The organism is Thermodesulfobacterium hveragerdense DSM 12571, from assembly GCF_000423845.1.
Lineage (GTDB): Bacteria > Desulfobacterota > Thermodesulfobacteria > Thermodesulfobacteriales > Thermodesulfobacteriaceae > Thermodesulfobacterium > Thermodesulfobacterium hveragerdense.
The window spans coordinates 16,126-30,287 of record NZ_AUIT01000023.1; the positions used below are offsets into that span (position 1 = coordinate 16,126).

General features: G+C 38.2%; 13 protein-coding genes, 2 tRNA genes, 1 pseudogene and 1 riboswitch. Of the genes and pseudogenes, 9 read left to right on the forward strand and 7 right to left on the reverse strand.

The window, feature by feature from the left end; translation table 11 throughout:
• Positions 1-77 precede the first annotated feature (77 nt).
• The 4 genes from G580_RS0107120 to rsmI all read left to right on the forward strand — a co-directional run bounded on the left by G580_RS0107120 (position 78) and on the right by rsmI (position 4,934).
• Positions 78-752 carry a response regulator transcription factor gene (locus G580_RS0107120; protein WP_028841597.1) on the forward strand — a complete coding sequence of 225 codons (675 nt, stop codon included), beginning with the start codon at positions 78-80 and terminating at the stop codon, positions 750-752.
• 2 nt (positions 753-754) lie between these two features.
• On the forward strand, positions 755-1,786 hold the full coding sequence (locus tag G580_RS0107125; RefSeq protein WP_028841598.1) for a sensor histidine kinase: 1,032 nt from the start codon (positions 755-757) through the stop codon (positions 1,784-1,786).
• A 67-nt stretch (positions 1,787-1,853) separates the two neighbouring features.
• A riboswitch (cobalamin riboswitch) is annotated at positions 1,854-2,127 on the forward strand.
• A 14-nt stretch (positions 2,128-2,141) separates the two neighbouring features.
• Entirely contained in the window at positions 2,142-3,989 is a 1,848-nt protein-coding gene (locus tag G580_RS0107130) for a TonB-dependent receptor plug domain-containing protein (protein ID WP_028841599.1), read from the forward strand.
• Between the two features lie 105 nt (positions 3,990-4,094).
• Complete coding sequence (rsmI, locus tag G580_RS0107135; RefSeq protein ID WP_028841600.1) at positions 4,095-4,934, forward strand: 16S rRNA (cytidine(1402)-2'-O)-methyltransferase; 840 nt, start codon at positions 4,095-4,097, stop codon at positions 4,932-4,934.
• Here the strand turns inward: rsmI and ispG are convergent.
• From ispG to G580_RS0107150, 3 genes are all read right to left on the reverse strand, one after another.
• A complete protein-coding gene (ispG, locus tag G580_RS0107140; RefSeq protein WP_028841601.1) occupies positions 4,918-6,021 on the reverse strand; it encodes a flavodoxin-dependent (E)-4-hydroxy-3-methylbut-2-enyl-diphosphate synthase in 1,104 nt (367 codons plus the stop codon). The genes rsmI and ispG overlap by 17 nt on opposite strands.
• A gap of 1 nt (position 6,022) precedes the next feature.
• Positions 6,023-6,835, reverse strand: a complete 813-nt coding sequence (locus G580_RS0107145; protein ID WP_028841602.1) for a YkgJ family cysteine cluster protein — start codon at positions 6,833-6,835, stop codon at positions 6,023-6,025.
• A gap of 57 nt (positions 6,836-6,892) precedes the next feature.
• A tRNA-Thr gene (locus G580_RS0107150) sits at positions 6,893-6,964 on the reverse strand.
• A 149-nt stretch (positions 6,965-7,113) separates the two neighbouring features.
• Here G580_RS0107150 and G580_RS10405 point away from each other — a divergent pair.
• Positions 7,114-8,088 (forward strand): 4Fe-4S dicluster domain-containing protein, encoded by a 975-nt coding sequence (locus G580_RS10405; RefSeq protein WP_038041833.1) that lies wholly within the window; start codon positions 7,114-7,116, stop codon positions 8,086-8,088.
• Entirely contained in the window at positions 8,081-8,749 is a 669-nt protein-coding gene (locus G580_RS0107160; RefSeq protein ID WP_038041834.1) for a formate dehydrogenase subunit gamma, read from the forward strand. Before G580_RS10405 ends, G580_RS0107160 begins: the two co-directional genes overlap by 8 nt.
• Here the strand turns inward: G580_RS0107160 and ftsY are convergent.
• The 3 genes from ftsY to G580_RS0107175 form a co-directional block, all read right to left on the reverse strand.
• Positions 8,733-9,785, reverse strand: a complete 1,053-nt coding sequence (gene ftsY, locus G580_RS0107165) for a signal recognition particle-docking protein FtsY (RefSeq protein WP_083960833.1) — start codon at positions 9,783-9,785, stop codon at positions 8,733-8,735. The genes G580_RS0107160 and ftsY overlap by 17 nt on opposite strands.
• Before the next feature lie 28 nt (positions 9,786-9,813).
• Positions 9,814-9,903 (reverse strand) — tRNA-Ser (locus G580_RS0107170).
• Positions 9,904-9,959: 56 nt separating this feature from the next.
• On the reverse strand, positions 9,960-11,090 hold the full coding sequence (locus G580_RS0107175; protein ID WP_028841605.1) for a YhjD/YihY/BrkB family envelope integrity protein: 1,131 nt from the start codon (positions 11,088-11,090) through the stop codon (positions 9,960-9,962).
• A 341-nt stretch (positions 11,091-11,431) separates the two neighbouring features.
• Between G580_RS0107175 and G580_RS11780 the strand changes: the two are divergent.
• The 3 genes and pseudogenes from G580_RS11780 to G580_RS10410 form a co-directional block, all read left to right on the forward strand.
• Positions 11,432-11,827: pseudogene (locus G580_RS11780) on the forward strand (hydrogenase iron-sulfur subunit); the annotation flags it as partial.
• A 102-nt stretch (positions 11,828-11,929) separates the two neighbouring features.
• Entirely contained in the window at positions 11,930-12,256 is a 327-nt protein-coding gene (locus G580_RS11785) for an NADH-ubiquinone oxidoreductase-F iron-sulfur binding region domain-containing protein (RefSeq protein WP_245542858.1), read from the forward strand.
• 27 nt (positions 12,257-12,283) lie between these two features.
• Positions 12,284-13,897: a [FeFe] hydrogenase, group A gene (locus tag G580_RS10410; RefSeq protein ID WP_083960834.1), complete on the forward strand. Its 1,614-nt coding sequence runs from the start codon at positions 12,284-12,286 to the stop codon at positions 13,895-13,897.
• On the opposite strand, the gene G580_RS11490 is transcribed toward G580_RS10410, so the two are convergent.
• The coding region (locus tag G580_RS11490) for a transposase (RefSeq protein WP_169357106.1) at positions 13,827-14,162 on the reverse strand (336 nt) is incomplete at its 5' end. The genes G580_RS10410 and G580_RS11490 overlap by 71 nt on opposite strands.

Consider the following 14,162-nt stretch of genomic DNA (forward strand, 5'->3'; position numbering starts at 1 on the left):
AACATTCGAAATCTTCAACATAAACCTTTGACAGATGGGTTGACATATTTGTAAAAAATTTTATTGTTTATAACAACATGAAGAAGATCCTTATAGTAGAGGATGACAAAGACATAGCAAATCTTATTTCAGAGGCTCTGACCTCTCAAGGTTTTAAAACTTATTTAGTTAATTCTCTTGCTCAGGCTTATTCATTTTTAATACAGTCTTTAGTAGACTTGGTTGTGCTTGACCTGATACTTCCGGATGGAGACGGTATAGAACTTCTAAAATATCTTAGGTTTTCCTCCAAATTTTCTAACATTCCTGTGGTGATTGTGTCAGCCAGGGGTGCAGAATTAGACCGGGTATTAGGGCTTGAGTTAGGGGCAGATGATTACGTGGTTAAACCTTTTAGTTTGAGAGAGCTGGTTATTAGGATTAAAAAAATTTTAAAAAACAAAGATTTTCCTCTTTCTCAGGTTAGGGTAGGCCCTTTACTCCTTGATAAAGAAAAAAAGACCATTTTTTTAGAAGATAATCCCTTAAACCTGACCCCAACAGAATACAAAATTTTAGAAGTTTTTATGGAAAACCCTGAAAAAGTATTTTCCAGAGATGAGCTTTCTAATCATATCTGGGCCTTAGAAAGAGAATATTATTCGAGGGTGCTTGATGCTTACATCTGCCGTCTAAGGGATAAACTTGGGGAATATGGAGAGTTAATAGAAACCGTAAGAGGGTTTGGATATAGACTAAAAAAACCTGCATAAATATGGCGTTTGTTGTCGCATTTTCTATTTTGTTTAATATCTTCTTAGGTTTAATCCTATTCTGGTTGCTAAAAAAACTAAAAGAGACCAAACAAAAAGCAGAAGAGATTAGACAAAAGCAAGTTTTTTGGGAAGAAACTCTTTATCAGTTAGAAATCCCGGTTTTTATCGTAGAACAAACAGAGGAAATCCTTTGGCAAAACAAAATCTCTTTAAGCCTTTTGGGAGATCTGAGAGGAAAAAGATTTGCCACAGTCTTAGAAGAGATAAGAACAAAAAACTGGGAGGTGAAAACTTATTTATCAAGACAAGGAAAAAAGGTGTATGTTTTTATAGATAACTCAGAAAAAGAAATGTTTAAAAAAAGTTATACCTTGGCCCTTTCCTATCTTTCTCATGAAATCAAGACGCCTTTTACCATTCTACAAGGATATGCAGAAAAACTGGAGGGTGAAATACTTAGCTTAAATCAATATACTCAAATCCACGACTATTTTGTGATTTTTAAAAATGCCTTGGACCGTATTGAGAGGTTGGTGTCTAAACTTTTTACCTCTCTTGAATATCTGGTGAAGGAACTTCCTTTAAAAAAAGAAAGGTTTGACTTAAGTTTAGCCTTAGAGGATGTAATTTTCTGGATAAGACCTCTTTGTGAAGATAAGAACATAAGTTTAGAGGTAGACCTTCCAGAAAGAGTTTGGGTAGAGGGAGACAAAGACTGGCTTATGCAAGCCTTTTTGAATCCCTTAGAAAATGCCGTAAAGTTCACCCCTAAGAACGGTAAAATAATAATTAAGGCCTATGCAAGAGAAAACCAAACAATAAACATCCTTATAAAAGACGAAGGACCTGGGGTTAACCCAAAAGACCTGCCTTTTTTGGGAATGCCGTTTTTTAAGTCAAGCGCTGATAAAGGTTTAGGTTTTGGACTTTTTATCACCAAAAAAGTAGTAGAGGCTCATAATGGTAAGGTCAAGTTTAGTTTGCCTCTGCAAGGAGGACTTGAAGTTTTGATAGAGCTTCCGATGTCTTAAGGATTTGATGGCTTAAAGATTAAATTAAAAAACTAAAACTGGTTGCATTTTAGATCTGACTGTTTAAAATAGACTATCGGGTTGAGGTTGTGGAAGAGGGGTGAAAATCCCCCGCTGCCCCGCAGCCGTGACCGGGGACGAAAGCCGCTTGGAGGTCTACCTGACCTCTGGGGAAGGAGGTCCCAAGTAGGGATTTCCCGAAAAGAGGCTTCCTTCCTTGGGCTAAAGGCTTGATATAAACAGCCTTTAGCCGACAGACCACTGGTGCCGAAAGACACTGGGAAGGTGCGGCAAGTAGGTTGATCCGGAAGCCGGAAGACCACCTCAACCCTAAAAAACCCGAGGGGGTGAGGTCATGGGAAAAAAGTTTTTTCACAAGCTTAGTTTATCCTTAATTTTAGGTCTCATAGCCTCTCCAGGTCTCTGTGTAGAAAACAGTCAAGAAGTTCCAGAGGTAGTGATATCAGCAGACAGGATTGAGGAGCCGGTAAAAGAATCTACGACTAAAGTTACGGTTATTACCAAAGAAGATTTGGAGAAAAAAAACTTTACGTTTGTGAGTGAGGTTTTACGTAGTCTTCCTCAAATATATATAACTGCCTACGGAGGCCCTGGACAGACAGCAGGGGCTATTCTTGGTAGAGGGACAAAATCAGCCCATACTTTGGTGTTAATAGACGGGTTTAAGGTAAACGACCCATCTTCAGGGATGTTTGATTTTGGGAGTTTATCTGTCGATGACATAGAAAGGATTGAAATCATAGAAGGCCCTCAAAGCACTCTTTATGGTTCTGAAGCTGTAGGTGGGGTGATAAACATCATAACCAAGAAGGGAAAGGGTAAACCTAAGGTAGGCCTTTTAGTCGAAGGCGGTTCTTATGGAACTTACAAAACCTCTTTGGAACTATCAGGAGAAGCTAAGTTTATCGATTTTAGACTAAATGTTTTGCGTTATTATACCGAGGGTTTTTCTGCTACGAATAAGGAGGATGAGAAGGACGGCTTTAAAAATACTTTTTTTTCTTCTAAAATAGGGCTTTATCTTCATCCCAAAGCAAGGCTTGAATTGTTAGGAAATTATAACTATGGAAGAGTGGAATATGATGGTTTTGCTGATAAAGAAGCACTTAAAAAATATCATAACTATTTAATAGGAACAAAGCTTGCTTTATCCCTTCTGGATAATTATAAACAAATTTTTTCTCTTTATAAAAATAATTATCAAAGAAAAGACTATACCCCTAAAGATTGGTTTATTTATACCCGTTATCTTCCTTCAACAGAAGGTTTTTCCTGGGAAAATCTTTTGAACTTAAACAAAGCTTATTCTCTTGTCTTTGGTTTAGACTTTAAGAGAGAAAAAGTAGAAATGTATTCGGAGGGTAGTTTTTCTAATGATTTTTACGATAAAAAAAGAGAACATGTAGGGGTATTTTTAAATAACAAAGTTTCTCTCTTAAATGATACCCTTATTTTAAACGCAGGACTGAGGCATGATGATTACAAAAGCTTCGGTGAGAAAACTACCTACAGGATAGGTTTTAGGTACTTAATCCTTAAGGTCAACTTGGTTTTAAGAGGAAATTACGGTACTGCTTTTAGAGTGCCGACTTTTGATGATCTTTTTTATCCTGGTTATAATAATTCTAATCTTAAACCAGAGGAGTCTAAGGGATGGGACCTTTACCTGGAAAAAGATCTTTTACAAGAAAGGTTGGTTTTGGGAGCAGGTATGTTTTATCAAAAGTATAAAGACCTAATACAGTTTAATTTGGAAACTTGGAAACCTCAAAATGTTGGTAAGGCTGTGATTAAAGGGGCTGAGGCTAATCTGAGTTTTAAACTTACTCAAAACCTGAGGTTAAAGGCTAATTATACTTACTTAGACTCAGAAGATAGAGATAAACACAAGTATCTTACTTATAAACCTTTCCACAAGGTAAGAGCTACCTTAGAATATTCCCTGAAAAAACTTGCTTTTTTAGCTGACTACACATATACAGGCAAAAGATTTGCTAACGTTGATAACTCCAAAAGGCTAAAACCCTACTCTTTGGTAAACCTCTCTGCCAACTACTATGTATCCCCGAACCTGAAAATCTACTTTAAGATAGATAACCTGTTAAACGCTAACTATGAAGAGACAAAAGAGTATAACAACCCTGACAGGTCTTTTTACATAGGAATAAGATTAAGCTACTAAGTTTATAAGTTTTAAGGGCGACCGATCAGTTGCCCTTTTTGTGGTTTGTGATAAAAATTAAAATTAATTGGTTTTTGAAACGAGTTTTAAAAATTTGGATGAAAGATGGAAAAGCCTAAAGGGATACTTTATGTAGTTGGGGTGCCGATAGGGAACCTTGGGGATATTACCCTACGGGCTTTAGAGTTGTTGAAAAAAATAGAAATCATCGTTTCTGAAGACACAAGGTCTATAAAAAAACTGCTTAATCATTATGGATGTGGACCTAAAAAACTCATAAGTCTTTATAAGGACGTAGAGGTTGAAAGAACCCATAAGGTGTTAAAGATTTTAGAAGAAGGGAAAGAAGTTGCCCTTACCAGTGAGGCAGGTTGTCCTCTTATCTCAGACCCAGGGGCTTATTTGGTTAGAGAGGCTCATAAAAGGGGGATTAATATAGTGCCTGTGCCTGGGGTTTCTGCCCTTACCTGTGCCCTTAGTGCCTCTGGTATTGACCTGAGTTCTGGTTTCATTTTTTTAGGTTTTTTACCCAGAAAAAAGACAGAACAAAAAAAGGTGTTAGAAAACTTACCAGAAAACCTTCCTATTGTTATCTTTGAAAGCCCACATAGGATGGAAAAGACCGTTCAAAATCTCCTTGAAATCCTTGGAAATCGCGAATGTTTTTTGGCAAGAGAACTAACTAAATTTTACGAAGAGCTTATCTGGACAGATCTGCAAACCTTAGCTAACAGAGAAGAATTTTTAGGCGAAATTACCCTTATCATTCTTCCTCAACCCAAAACAGAAGAAATACCGTTGGTTAAAAAGAAGCTTGCTGGTATAAAAAAAAGGATAAAGGAACTTAAAAAAGAAGGGCTAAAATCTAAGGAAATGGCCAAAATAATCGCCGAAGAATATAAGATACCTGTAAAAGAGGTTTATCAGCTTATTGCTGAGGGTTGATTACCCTTTCAGGATGGGCTTGTAAAAAGGCTTCCACTTCTTTAAAAAACTCATCAAGTAAGGTTTTTTCAGGCACTTTTTTAACGATTTTACCTTCTCTAAAAATCACCCCTACTCCTTTACCTCCGGCGATACCAACATCAGCCATCTTAGCCTCCCCTGGACCATTAACCACACAACCCATCACAGCAAGTTTTATATCCGCCTTAACCTTTTTAGCCCAGGTTTCTACCTCTTGGTAAATCGAAGAGAGGTCTATTTCACACCTTCCACAGGTAGGACAGGCGATTATCTCAGGATGAAGGGTTCTAAGCCCTAAGTTTCTAAGTATTTCATAAGCTACGTAAACCTCTTCCGTAGGGTCACCGGTTAAGGAAACCCTTAAGGTATCCCCTATACCTTTTAACAGAAGGTAAGAGATAGCCATCGTGTTTTTTATGGTCCCTGGAATAAGGCCTCCTGCCTCTGTAACCCCTACATGCAAAGGAAAATCAGATTTTTTTGAAAAAGCAAGGTAAGCTTTGACTGTTTCCCACCAGTTAGAGGACTTAAGAGACACCTTAAGGTTGTAATAGTCTATCTTTTCTACCACATATTCTACCCATCTTAAGGCACTTTCTACCATCGCTCGGTAAGAAGGAGTTTTATCTTTTTTTAAGACCTCTGGCTCAAGAGACCCGGCGTTGATCCCTATCCTTACACAACAGTTATAATCTTTACAAACCTTAAGCAATCTTTCTAAGTTAGCCTTGTTTTTAAAAGTCCCTGGGTTTATCCTTATACCTGCACATCCTGCCTTGACAGCCTTTTCTCCTAAAGAGGTAGCAAAATGTAGGTCAGCGATCACAGGAATAGGGCTTTCTTTCACCACCTCTTTTAAGGCGTTAACAGCTTTTTCATCAGGGATAGCTACCCTTACTATTTCGCAACCTGCTTCAACCAGTTTTTGGATTTGAGAAAGGGTGGCAGAAAGGTCTGTGGTAGGGGTGTTGGTCATGCTTTGGACCCTTACAGGGCTATCCCCACCTACAGAAACTTTTCCAACCCAGACCTTACGCGTAGGTCTTCTTTTGATCTTAGGATACATTTTAAATGGGTTTGACCTTTTTAACCGCTGGACTTTCCTTTCTCCTTTTTACCAGGTTTTCTCCAAAAAGAACTGTCTTAAGCCACTTAAACCCAAATTGTAGAAGTTTTAGGTCATCTCTTTTGATTTCTTCTAAGGTTTTTTCATCCACCTCAAACATATCTAAAAATTTACTTTCAAAAACAAAACTTCTAAACCGTTCTGGGTTGGTGCTTACCATAAAAAATAACTGAAGACTTTTTTCTGGCACAGAAACCGGGCCAAGAGACTCTTTTTTCATGATGATTTCTGCCCACTCTATGATAGGTTTTTCAAGCTCAGGAATACCCTGAGATTTTCTGTAATCATCCACAGTCATCTGTTCCCCAGAGTCAAGGCCTTGACAAAAACCTTCTTTTACCAGGTAGTAGATTTCTTCGTTTCTTCTTTCGTCTTTGTTGCGAAAAAGCCCAAAACCTAAGGGATAATAACGACAAGCAAGAGGCCTTACCTCATAGATTGTGCACCCTCCGTCTCCTAAAAAAGGACAGGTTTTTTCTTCGTTTTCACTCATCTTTAGCCTTGCTATCGGAAGTCCCGATTTAGGAAGGATAAAAGGCTCTGTGTATTGAAGTAAAAACTCATCCGTAGTAAGCCCAAGTTTATCCCTAATCCTTATGATATCATAGGGGGTAAGGGGTAAAAATAGGTCAGAACAACAAAGTTTAAAACATGGAACCCCTGGGTTACATTGAAAGACGAACTTAGATTTTCCTGTAAGTCTGACAGGAACAAGGATTTTATCTAAACCTCTTAAGTTTTGTAAGGCCTCCATCGGTAAACTCCTCTTTATTGAAATTTGTTAGACACCTAAGGTAATTTTACATAAAAGAGCCGGCGGAGGGTTTCGAACCCTCGACCTGTGGATTACGAATCCACTGCTCTACCGCTGAGCTACGCCGGCAGGTTAAAACTAACAGTTAGTTATAATTCTACTACCTTTTTAGATTTTTAAAAGATTTTTTAGTTTGAGTTTAGTTGAATTTTTTAGTAAACAATTTATATTTATAGTTAAAAAGTCGAATTAACATGAAAATTCCAGGAGGTTAGGGGATGAAGCTTACAAGAAGACAGTTTTTTGAATTGGGAGGTTGTTTGCTTGGGGCAGCAATCATACCTTGTGAGTCCTATGCTAACACTAAAAAATATGCCACCCTTATCGACATAACCCGATGTGATGGTTGTCAGGGAGAAGAAATCCCTCTTTGTGTCAAAGCCTGTAGAGAAGAAAATAAACAAAGGTTTCCTGACCCCAAAAAACCAATTTTACCTTATTGGCCTCGTAAAAATTACGAAGACTGGTCAGACAAACGAGATTTGATAAATACTCTTACCCCTTATAACTGGATTTTTGTGCAAAAAGTAGAGGTAGAAGGCAAAACGCTTTACCTCCCAAGAAGATGTATGCACTGTGACTCTCCTCCATGTGTAAAAGGATGTCCCTTCGGTGCTTTAACCAGACAGCCTGAAGGTAACAGCGTAATCGACCACAACCTTTGCTTTGGTGGAGTAAAATGTAGAGATGTATGCCCTTGGCATATCCCTCAACGTCAGGCAGGAGTTGGGCTTTATCTTAAACTTCTTCCCAAGTATGCTGGGGGAGGGGTGATGTATAAATGTGATCTTTGTGATAGCAGGATTAAAAAAGGAAAGCAACCAGCTTGTGTGTTAACCTGTAAAAATCAGGTTTTTTATTTCGGAGAAAAGAAAGAAATTTATCAGATGGCTTATGAAAGGGCTAAAAAAGAAGGACTGTATATCTATGGGGATAAGCAAAACAAAGGTACCTCTACCTTATATCTTTCTCCTGTCCCTTTTGAAAAGATAGACCAATATCTTGCTCAAACCAAAGCAAGGTTTCGCATGCCTGTAAAAGTACCCAACAAATATCATCAAGAGATTAATCCTATAGGCAAAGGTATCGTAGCCACTGCCGTGCTTTCCTCTTTAGCTGGCATAGCTGGGGCTTTGATAAATAGATCACAGGACAAACCTAATACTCAAAGGGAGGTAGATAGGGATGAGTAAAATCCAAAGATATGGTATTTTGGTTAGGCTTGAGCACTGGACTGTGGCCTTATCAGGTATAGCTCTTATCTTTACAGGCCTTGGGTGTCTTCCCCTTTTTAAGCGGTATTATATCACTGAACTTCCAGGATTTGGCTGGACGGCTGATTTTTATACGGTAACTAAAGTCCATTATATAGCTGGCATCTTTTTTGTAATGGGAGTCCTTTTTCATCTATTTTATCATGGCTTGAGAAAAGACTTTGGCCTTATTCCGAGACCAAGGGATTTTATAGATTCCTTTAAGGTAATACTTGCTTCTTTTGGTATAGGTAAGGAGCCACCTTGTGACAAATGGCTTCCAGAACAAAGGGTAGCTTATTTGTTTATCGGGTTAAACATCTTGGTGGTAGGAGGAACTGGCTTTTTAAAGGTACTTAAAAATTTAGAATGGGTGGTCTTTTCTCCGAAAACAGAAACTCTCCTTAACCTTACTCATACCATAAGCGGAGGTGTTTTTATCTTGATGTTTATAATCCATGTGTTTTTTGTTTTAGCGGTAAAACCTAACTGGCCTCTACTTAAAGCTATGATTACCGGGTATGTAGACGAGGAATATGTAAAAAAGAGACATCATATTTGGTATGAAAAGATAAAGGGGAAGGTTAATCTGGAAGAATAGCGTCTACGAAACTTTCTTTGTTAAAGGGGACGAGGTCTTCGGCTTTCTCCCCTAATCCTATAAATCTAATAGGTAGGTTAAACTGATAAGAAAGGGCTATGGCAATACCTCCTTTAGCAGTTCCATCCATCTTGGTAATGATTACGCTGTGTACTGGCACAGCCTCAGTAAAATGTTTGGCCTGACTTATGGCATTCTGTCCTGTGGTTGCGTCAAGCACCAAAATGTTCTCACAGGCCTCAGGTGGGACTAATTTGTGCATCACCCTTACCATTTTTTTTAGTTCTTCTATGAGGTTGTATTTGGTATGAAGCCTTCCTGCTGTGTCTACTAAAACTACATCGATGTTGTTTTTTTTAGCATACTCTATACCTTGATAGATTACAGCTGCCGGGTCAGAGCCTTCCTGAAGGGCTACAACCGGTGTACCTATCCTTTGACCCCAGGTCTTTAACTGGTCTATAGCTGCAGCTCTAAAGGTGTCAGCAGCAACCAGCACCACAGAAAATCCATTTTTTTTGAATTTTTTCCCTATTTTAGCGATGGTAGTGGTTTTACCTACCCCGTTAACCCCAAGAAAAAAAAGCACAGAGGGATGTCCTTGAGGAGGAAAGGGGGCTTCTGCCTCTTTTAAAAAAGACAACATTTGAGATTTAAGAAACCTTTTAAGCTCTTTGGTGGTTAGGGTTTCTCCGTTTATTACTCGATCTTTAAAAGGTTCGATAAGAGCCAAAGTAGTCTCGACTCCAAGGTCTGAAAGAATAAGGTTTTCTTCGATTTCTTCTAAGGTTTGGAGGTCTACTACCCTTTCAACCTCAAAAAGATCCGAGAGGGCCTCAGAAAGCTTTTCTTTAGTTTTAGAAAGACCTTTTTTGAATTTTTCTATCAGGTTTTCCTTTTTAAAAAAACCTAAAAACCCAGATTTTTCCTCTTCAGGTTCTGGTTGGGGAGCTTCTAGAGAAGAGATAATAAGATTTTGAGTTTGTTCTTGGGCTTCTCTTTTTTCTTCTTTTTTTCTTTTGAAGAAATTAAACATTAGGCAAGGTTTAAAGGGGTTTTATAAACGGAGGAGGAGGGATTCGAACCCCCGGAGGGAGGTGAACTCCCTCAACGGCTTTCAAGGCCGCCCCCTTCGTCCACTCGGGCACTCCTCCAATCACTAAATATAATACAAAACCCAAATAAGTAAAGCTATAGATGAGGGCTGAAATTAGTTTAAAAGGTCTCTTAAGGTGAATTTTGCGGTTTGGTCCATCATGGAGGAGAGTTTTTGGATAAAATCTTCAGGAAAAACCTTGCTTAGGTCTTTTAAGTCAGGTTTATTTTCTAAGGTTAGAATTTCTAAAAGGCTTATTTTTTCAGGGGCTTTAGCTAAGTAAACTCTATCCTCTTTTAATACCACAAGACCTTGGTTTTCAAGCTGTTGTAAAAGGGTCTCAAATTCAATGGGACATATTTTTAATCTTTGACAAAGAGTATAAACTTCTATAGGACCTTCAGAATAGAATTTTTCCCCTAAAAGATACATCACAAAAAGCGCAAAAAGGTTTTTGGAAATGTTTGAGGGTTCTGACTCCCAGGCCCTTTTTTCTAAAAAAACGATAAGTTCTGCCCCTATCAAAAAAACCACCCAGTTTAAGAAGATCCAAAGCAAAAAAAGCGGAAAAGCTGATAATGAACCATAGATTTTAGAGTAACTTACAGCATATTTTACATAAAGCGAATATAGATAAGAGCTTGTGAACCAAAGACAGGTAGAAAAAACCGCACCAACCAAAGCCTCTTTCTTAGGGACGTCTTTGGCAGGAAAAAAAAGATAGATCAACAAAAAGAAAAGGACCATAAACAAAAAATTTAAAAAAATAAAAAATTTTCCTACGTAGGGAGAAAAAATAAAGGGTACAAGAAAGATAAGAGGGGTAAGGGTGATACAAAGCCAGAAGAAAAGCAACCTTTGATAGAAACTTCTTCTTTTGGTACTTTCAAATATTTTGTTTAAAACATCTTCTATCTGGAACAAAAGTCCCACACTCATTATGAAATAGAACAAAACACTAAATTTTCCCAGAGGAAAAGTCTCAAGCTTTTTGATAAGTTTAATCAGCACCTGAGTGAACTTTTGAGTGGCTTCAGGGGTAAGGTACTTGGTAACCTGTAGGAGAAATTCGTCTATTATCTTTTCCTGAGGAATAAAAACTTTAGCTATAGAGAAAATTAGCCCCAAAAGGGGAATGAGGGTAAGTATGGTGTTAAAAGAAAGTCCCTGGGCATATACTAAAACCTCGTCTTTTAATATTTTTTGCAAAAATGTTTTAAAGAAAAACAGAGGTCTTTTAGGCATGCTTTCTATTATACCTTTTTATAGAAAACCACAAAGACCTTAGTTCTTGCCTGTTATTTTCAGACTTTTAATCTCATCCATAAACCGTTTATTAATACTTTTTAGAAGTCTAAAAAACTAAACTTTTTTAAAAATCTTAAAGGTTTCTTTATGATGCTTTTTGTTATCAAATTTAAAAAAGTGTAAAAAAATAAGAAAATTTTTAAAAATATGAGAAAAATTAAAAATTTTTGGAAAAAATTTTGAATAAAAATGTTTGACTTTTAAGATTTAATAACATAATTCTAAAATTAATATTACTAAAACAGTAAAACATAAATGCCTTGGTTAAGGAGGAGAAAATGTGTCAAGGTTTTGAACCCAAGATAATTGTTTTTGCTTGTAATTGGTGTACTTATGCTGGAGCTGATTTGGCTGGGTCTTTAAGGTATGCTTATCCGTCTAACGTTTATCTTATCAGGGTTCCTTGTAGCGGAAGAGTAGAGCCAGAATTTATTTTTCACGCTTTTTTTAGTGGGGCAGACGGAGTGCTTATAGGGGGATGTCATCCTGGAGATTGTCACTATCGCTATGGTAATTATTATGCCCATCGCAGGTATAACCTTTTGCAGAGGTTTTTAGAGGTTATAGGGATCGAAAAAGATAGGCTTAGGCTTGAATGGATCTCTGGGGCAGAGGGATTAAAGTTTGCTCAGGTAGCTACGGAATTTACCGAAAAAATTAAGTCCTTAGGTCCTGTCAAGATAGAGCTTAAGGATAAGCTGGATTGGAAGGAACTTAGTAGGGTGGTTGCTGGGGTTGGTTCTGCAGGCAAGGTCTTCTGGGATGAATCAAAATGTATGACCGATGTCATTTTTTCTTTTCTTGATTTCGTTCAGAAAATTTCTTGTGCCCAATGTATTCCTTGCAGGATAGGGACTAAAAGAATGCAAGAGGTTTTATCAGAGATTTTAGCAGGTAGTATCGATGAAGATGGCGAAAGATTGTTAAGACTTTTGGCAGAAGACATAGGATATTCAAGCAAATGTGACCTTGGGAGGCTTGCTGGCAAATCGGTTAAGTATGCCCTTGAATGTTGTTATGAAGATCTTCTTTATCATAAGCAAGGTAGATGTAAAGAAACCATCCCGGGACATCCTGGGTGGGATAAAGTAGTACCTTTATAAAAATAAGAATCTGTCGGAGGTGAAAACATGAAAGAGGTTCAGTTAACCATCGATGGTATAAGCGTTAAAGTTCCTGAGGGGACTACCATCTTAGAGGCTGCTAGAAAAGTGGGGATAAAAATTCCTACGTTGTGTTATTTAAACGGAGTAGGGTTAAAACATATCAAACATGATGTGGGGGCTTGTAGGGTTTGTGTGGTAGAGGTTCAAGGTAAAAACGATTTGTTGTCTTCTTGTAATACTTTGGTAGAAGAAGGTATGGTGGTTTACACCCATACTCCAAGGGTTCTTTCTACCAGAAAATTAAACCTTGAGCTTATGCTAAGCGACCATCATTTGGACTGTCCTACCTGTCCTAAAAATGGGGTATGTGAGCTACAAAGTTTATGTGCTGAACTTACCATAAGAAGTATAAGACCCAAAGGGGAGAGAAAGACTTATGAGATAGACTGTTCTTCTCCTTCGATCGTTAGAAATCCTAACAAGTGTATTGTCTGTCAGAGATGTATCACCGCTTGTAAGGTTTTACAGACGGTTGATGTGTTAGAGCTTTATGGGAATGGGTTTGAGGCCATAGTAAGGCCGGTGGGTGGCAAGTCTCTCATAGAGACTAAGTGTGTTGCCTGTGGACAGTGTGCTTTGGTGTGTCCTACCGCGGCTATCGTAGAAAAAGACGACACGTCTCTTGTTTGGGAGGCTTTAAGTGATCCTAAAAAGCATGTGGTTGTTCAGACAGCACCTGCTACCCATGTAACCATAGGTGAGGCCTTTGGGTTACCTCGAGGTACAGATATTACTGGAAAAATGGTTACAGCTTTGAAAATGCTTGGGTTTGATGCGGTTTTTGATACTAACTGGTCGGCGGATCTTACCATCATGGAAGAGGGGTATGAGTTGATCCACAGGATTAAAAACAATGGAGTCCTTCCTCAGTTTACCTCCTGTTCTCCTGGATGGATTAAATTTGTAGAGGAGTTTTACCCAGACCTAATACCTCATCTTTCAACCTGCAAGTCTCCTCAACAGATGTTTGGAGCTGTAGCCAAAACTTATTATGCAGAAAAGAAGGGTATCAATCCTGAAGACATTTTTGTGGTTTCCATCATGCCTTGTACTGCAAAGAAATATGAGGCTGCTCGTCCTGAAATGGTTTCTGCTCAAAGGTACTGGAATAACCATAATATCACAAGAGATGTAGATGTGGTGTTAACCTCAAGAGAGCTTATCAGGATGATAAAAGAGGCTGGGATAGACTTTGCCAATCTACCTGATAGTCCTTATGACCCTATTATGGGTGAGGGTACAGGAGCTGCTCAGATTTTTGGGGCAACCGGAGGAGTTATGGAGGCAGCCTTAAGAACTGCTTATGAGGTGGTCACAGGAAAGACTTTACCCAGACTTGATTTTGAAGAAGTAAGAGGGATGAAGGATATTAAAGAAGCGGCTGTAGAGATGAATGGGGTAACCATAAAGGTATTGGTAGCCCATTCCTTAGGGGCTGCAAGAAAGCTGATGGATAAGATAAGATCCGGAGAATTAAAGGATTATCATTTTATAGAGATGACACTTGTCAAGAGAATTGTGTCTCCTTATAAAATCTCTTTACAAACATTTGCCTCAATTCGTATAAAGCAGACTTAATTAAAGGAAGTGGTTTTTGCCATCTCGTTTTCTGAATCCGACTTACTGTTATGTATATCGCAACCTCTGCTGTCTTGATTGATTGAAAATATCCCCCTGTATTTACCCTTATCAGCTCTATCCTGCTATTTATATTCTCAACCACATTCGTCGTGTATATATACCTCCTCACCCCCTCAGGATATTTCTTATAAACAAAATAATGCTCCTTCTTTTTCAAAAGTCCCTTTATATAAGCTGGATACTTCTTCTCATAACTCTTACA

What these genes read in the sequence shown, in the direction of transcription:
- G580_RS0107120 (WP_028841597.1), top strand. Translation starts at nt 78, where the DNA reads ATGAAGAAGATCCTTATAGTAGAGGATGACAAAGACATAGCAAATCTT.
- G580_RS0107125 (WP_028841598.1), top strand. Translation starts at nt 755, where the DNA reads ATGGCGTTTGTTGTCGCATTTTCTATTTTGTTTAATATCTTCTTAGGT.
- G580_RS0107130 (WP_028841599.1), top strand. Translation starts at nt 2,142, where the DNA reads ATGGGAAAAAAGTTTTTTCACAAGCTTAGTTTATCCTTAATTTTAGGT.
- rsmI (WP_028841600.1), top strand. Translation starts at nt 4,095, where the DNA reads ATGGAAAAGCCTAAAGGGATACTTTATGTAGTTGGGGTGCCGATAGGG.
- ispG (WP_028841601.1), bottom strand. Translation starts at nt 6,021, where the DNA reads ATGTATCCTAAGATCAAAAGAAGACCTACGCGTAAGGTCTGGGTTGGA.
- G580_RS0107145 (WP_028841602.1), bottom strand. Translation starts at nt 6,835, where the DNA reads ATGGAGGCCTTACAAAACTTAAGAGGTTTAGATAAAATCCTTGTTCCT.
- G580_RS10405 (WP_038041833.1), top strand. Translation starts at nt 7,114, where the DNA reads ATGAAGCTTACAAGAAGACAGTTTTTTGAATTGGGAGGTTGTTTGCTT.
- G580_RS0107160 (WP_038041834.1), top strand. Translation starts at nt 8,081, where the DNA reads ATGAGTAAAATCCAAAGATATGGTATTTTGGTTAGGCTTGAGCACTGG.
- ftsY (WP_083960833.1), bottom strand. Translation starts at nt 9,785, where the DNA reads ATGTTTAATTTCTTCAAAAGAAAAAAAGAAGAAAAAAGAGAAGCCCAA.
- G580_RS0107175 (WP_028841605.1), bottom strand. Translation starts at nt 11,090, where the DNA reads ATGCCTAAAAGACCTCTGTTTTTCTTTAAAACATTTTTGCAAAAAATA.
- G580_RS11785 (WP_245542858.1), top strand. Translation starts at nt 11,930, where the DNA reads ATGACCGATGTCATTTTTTCTTTTCTTGATTTCGTTCAGAAAATTTCT.
- G580_RS10410 (WP_083960834.1), top strand. Translation starts at nt 12,284, where the DNA reads ATGAAAGAGGTTCAGTTAACCATCGATGGTATAAGCGTTAAAGTTCCT.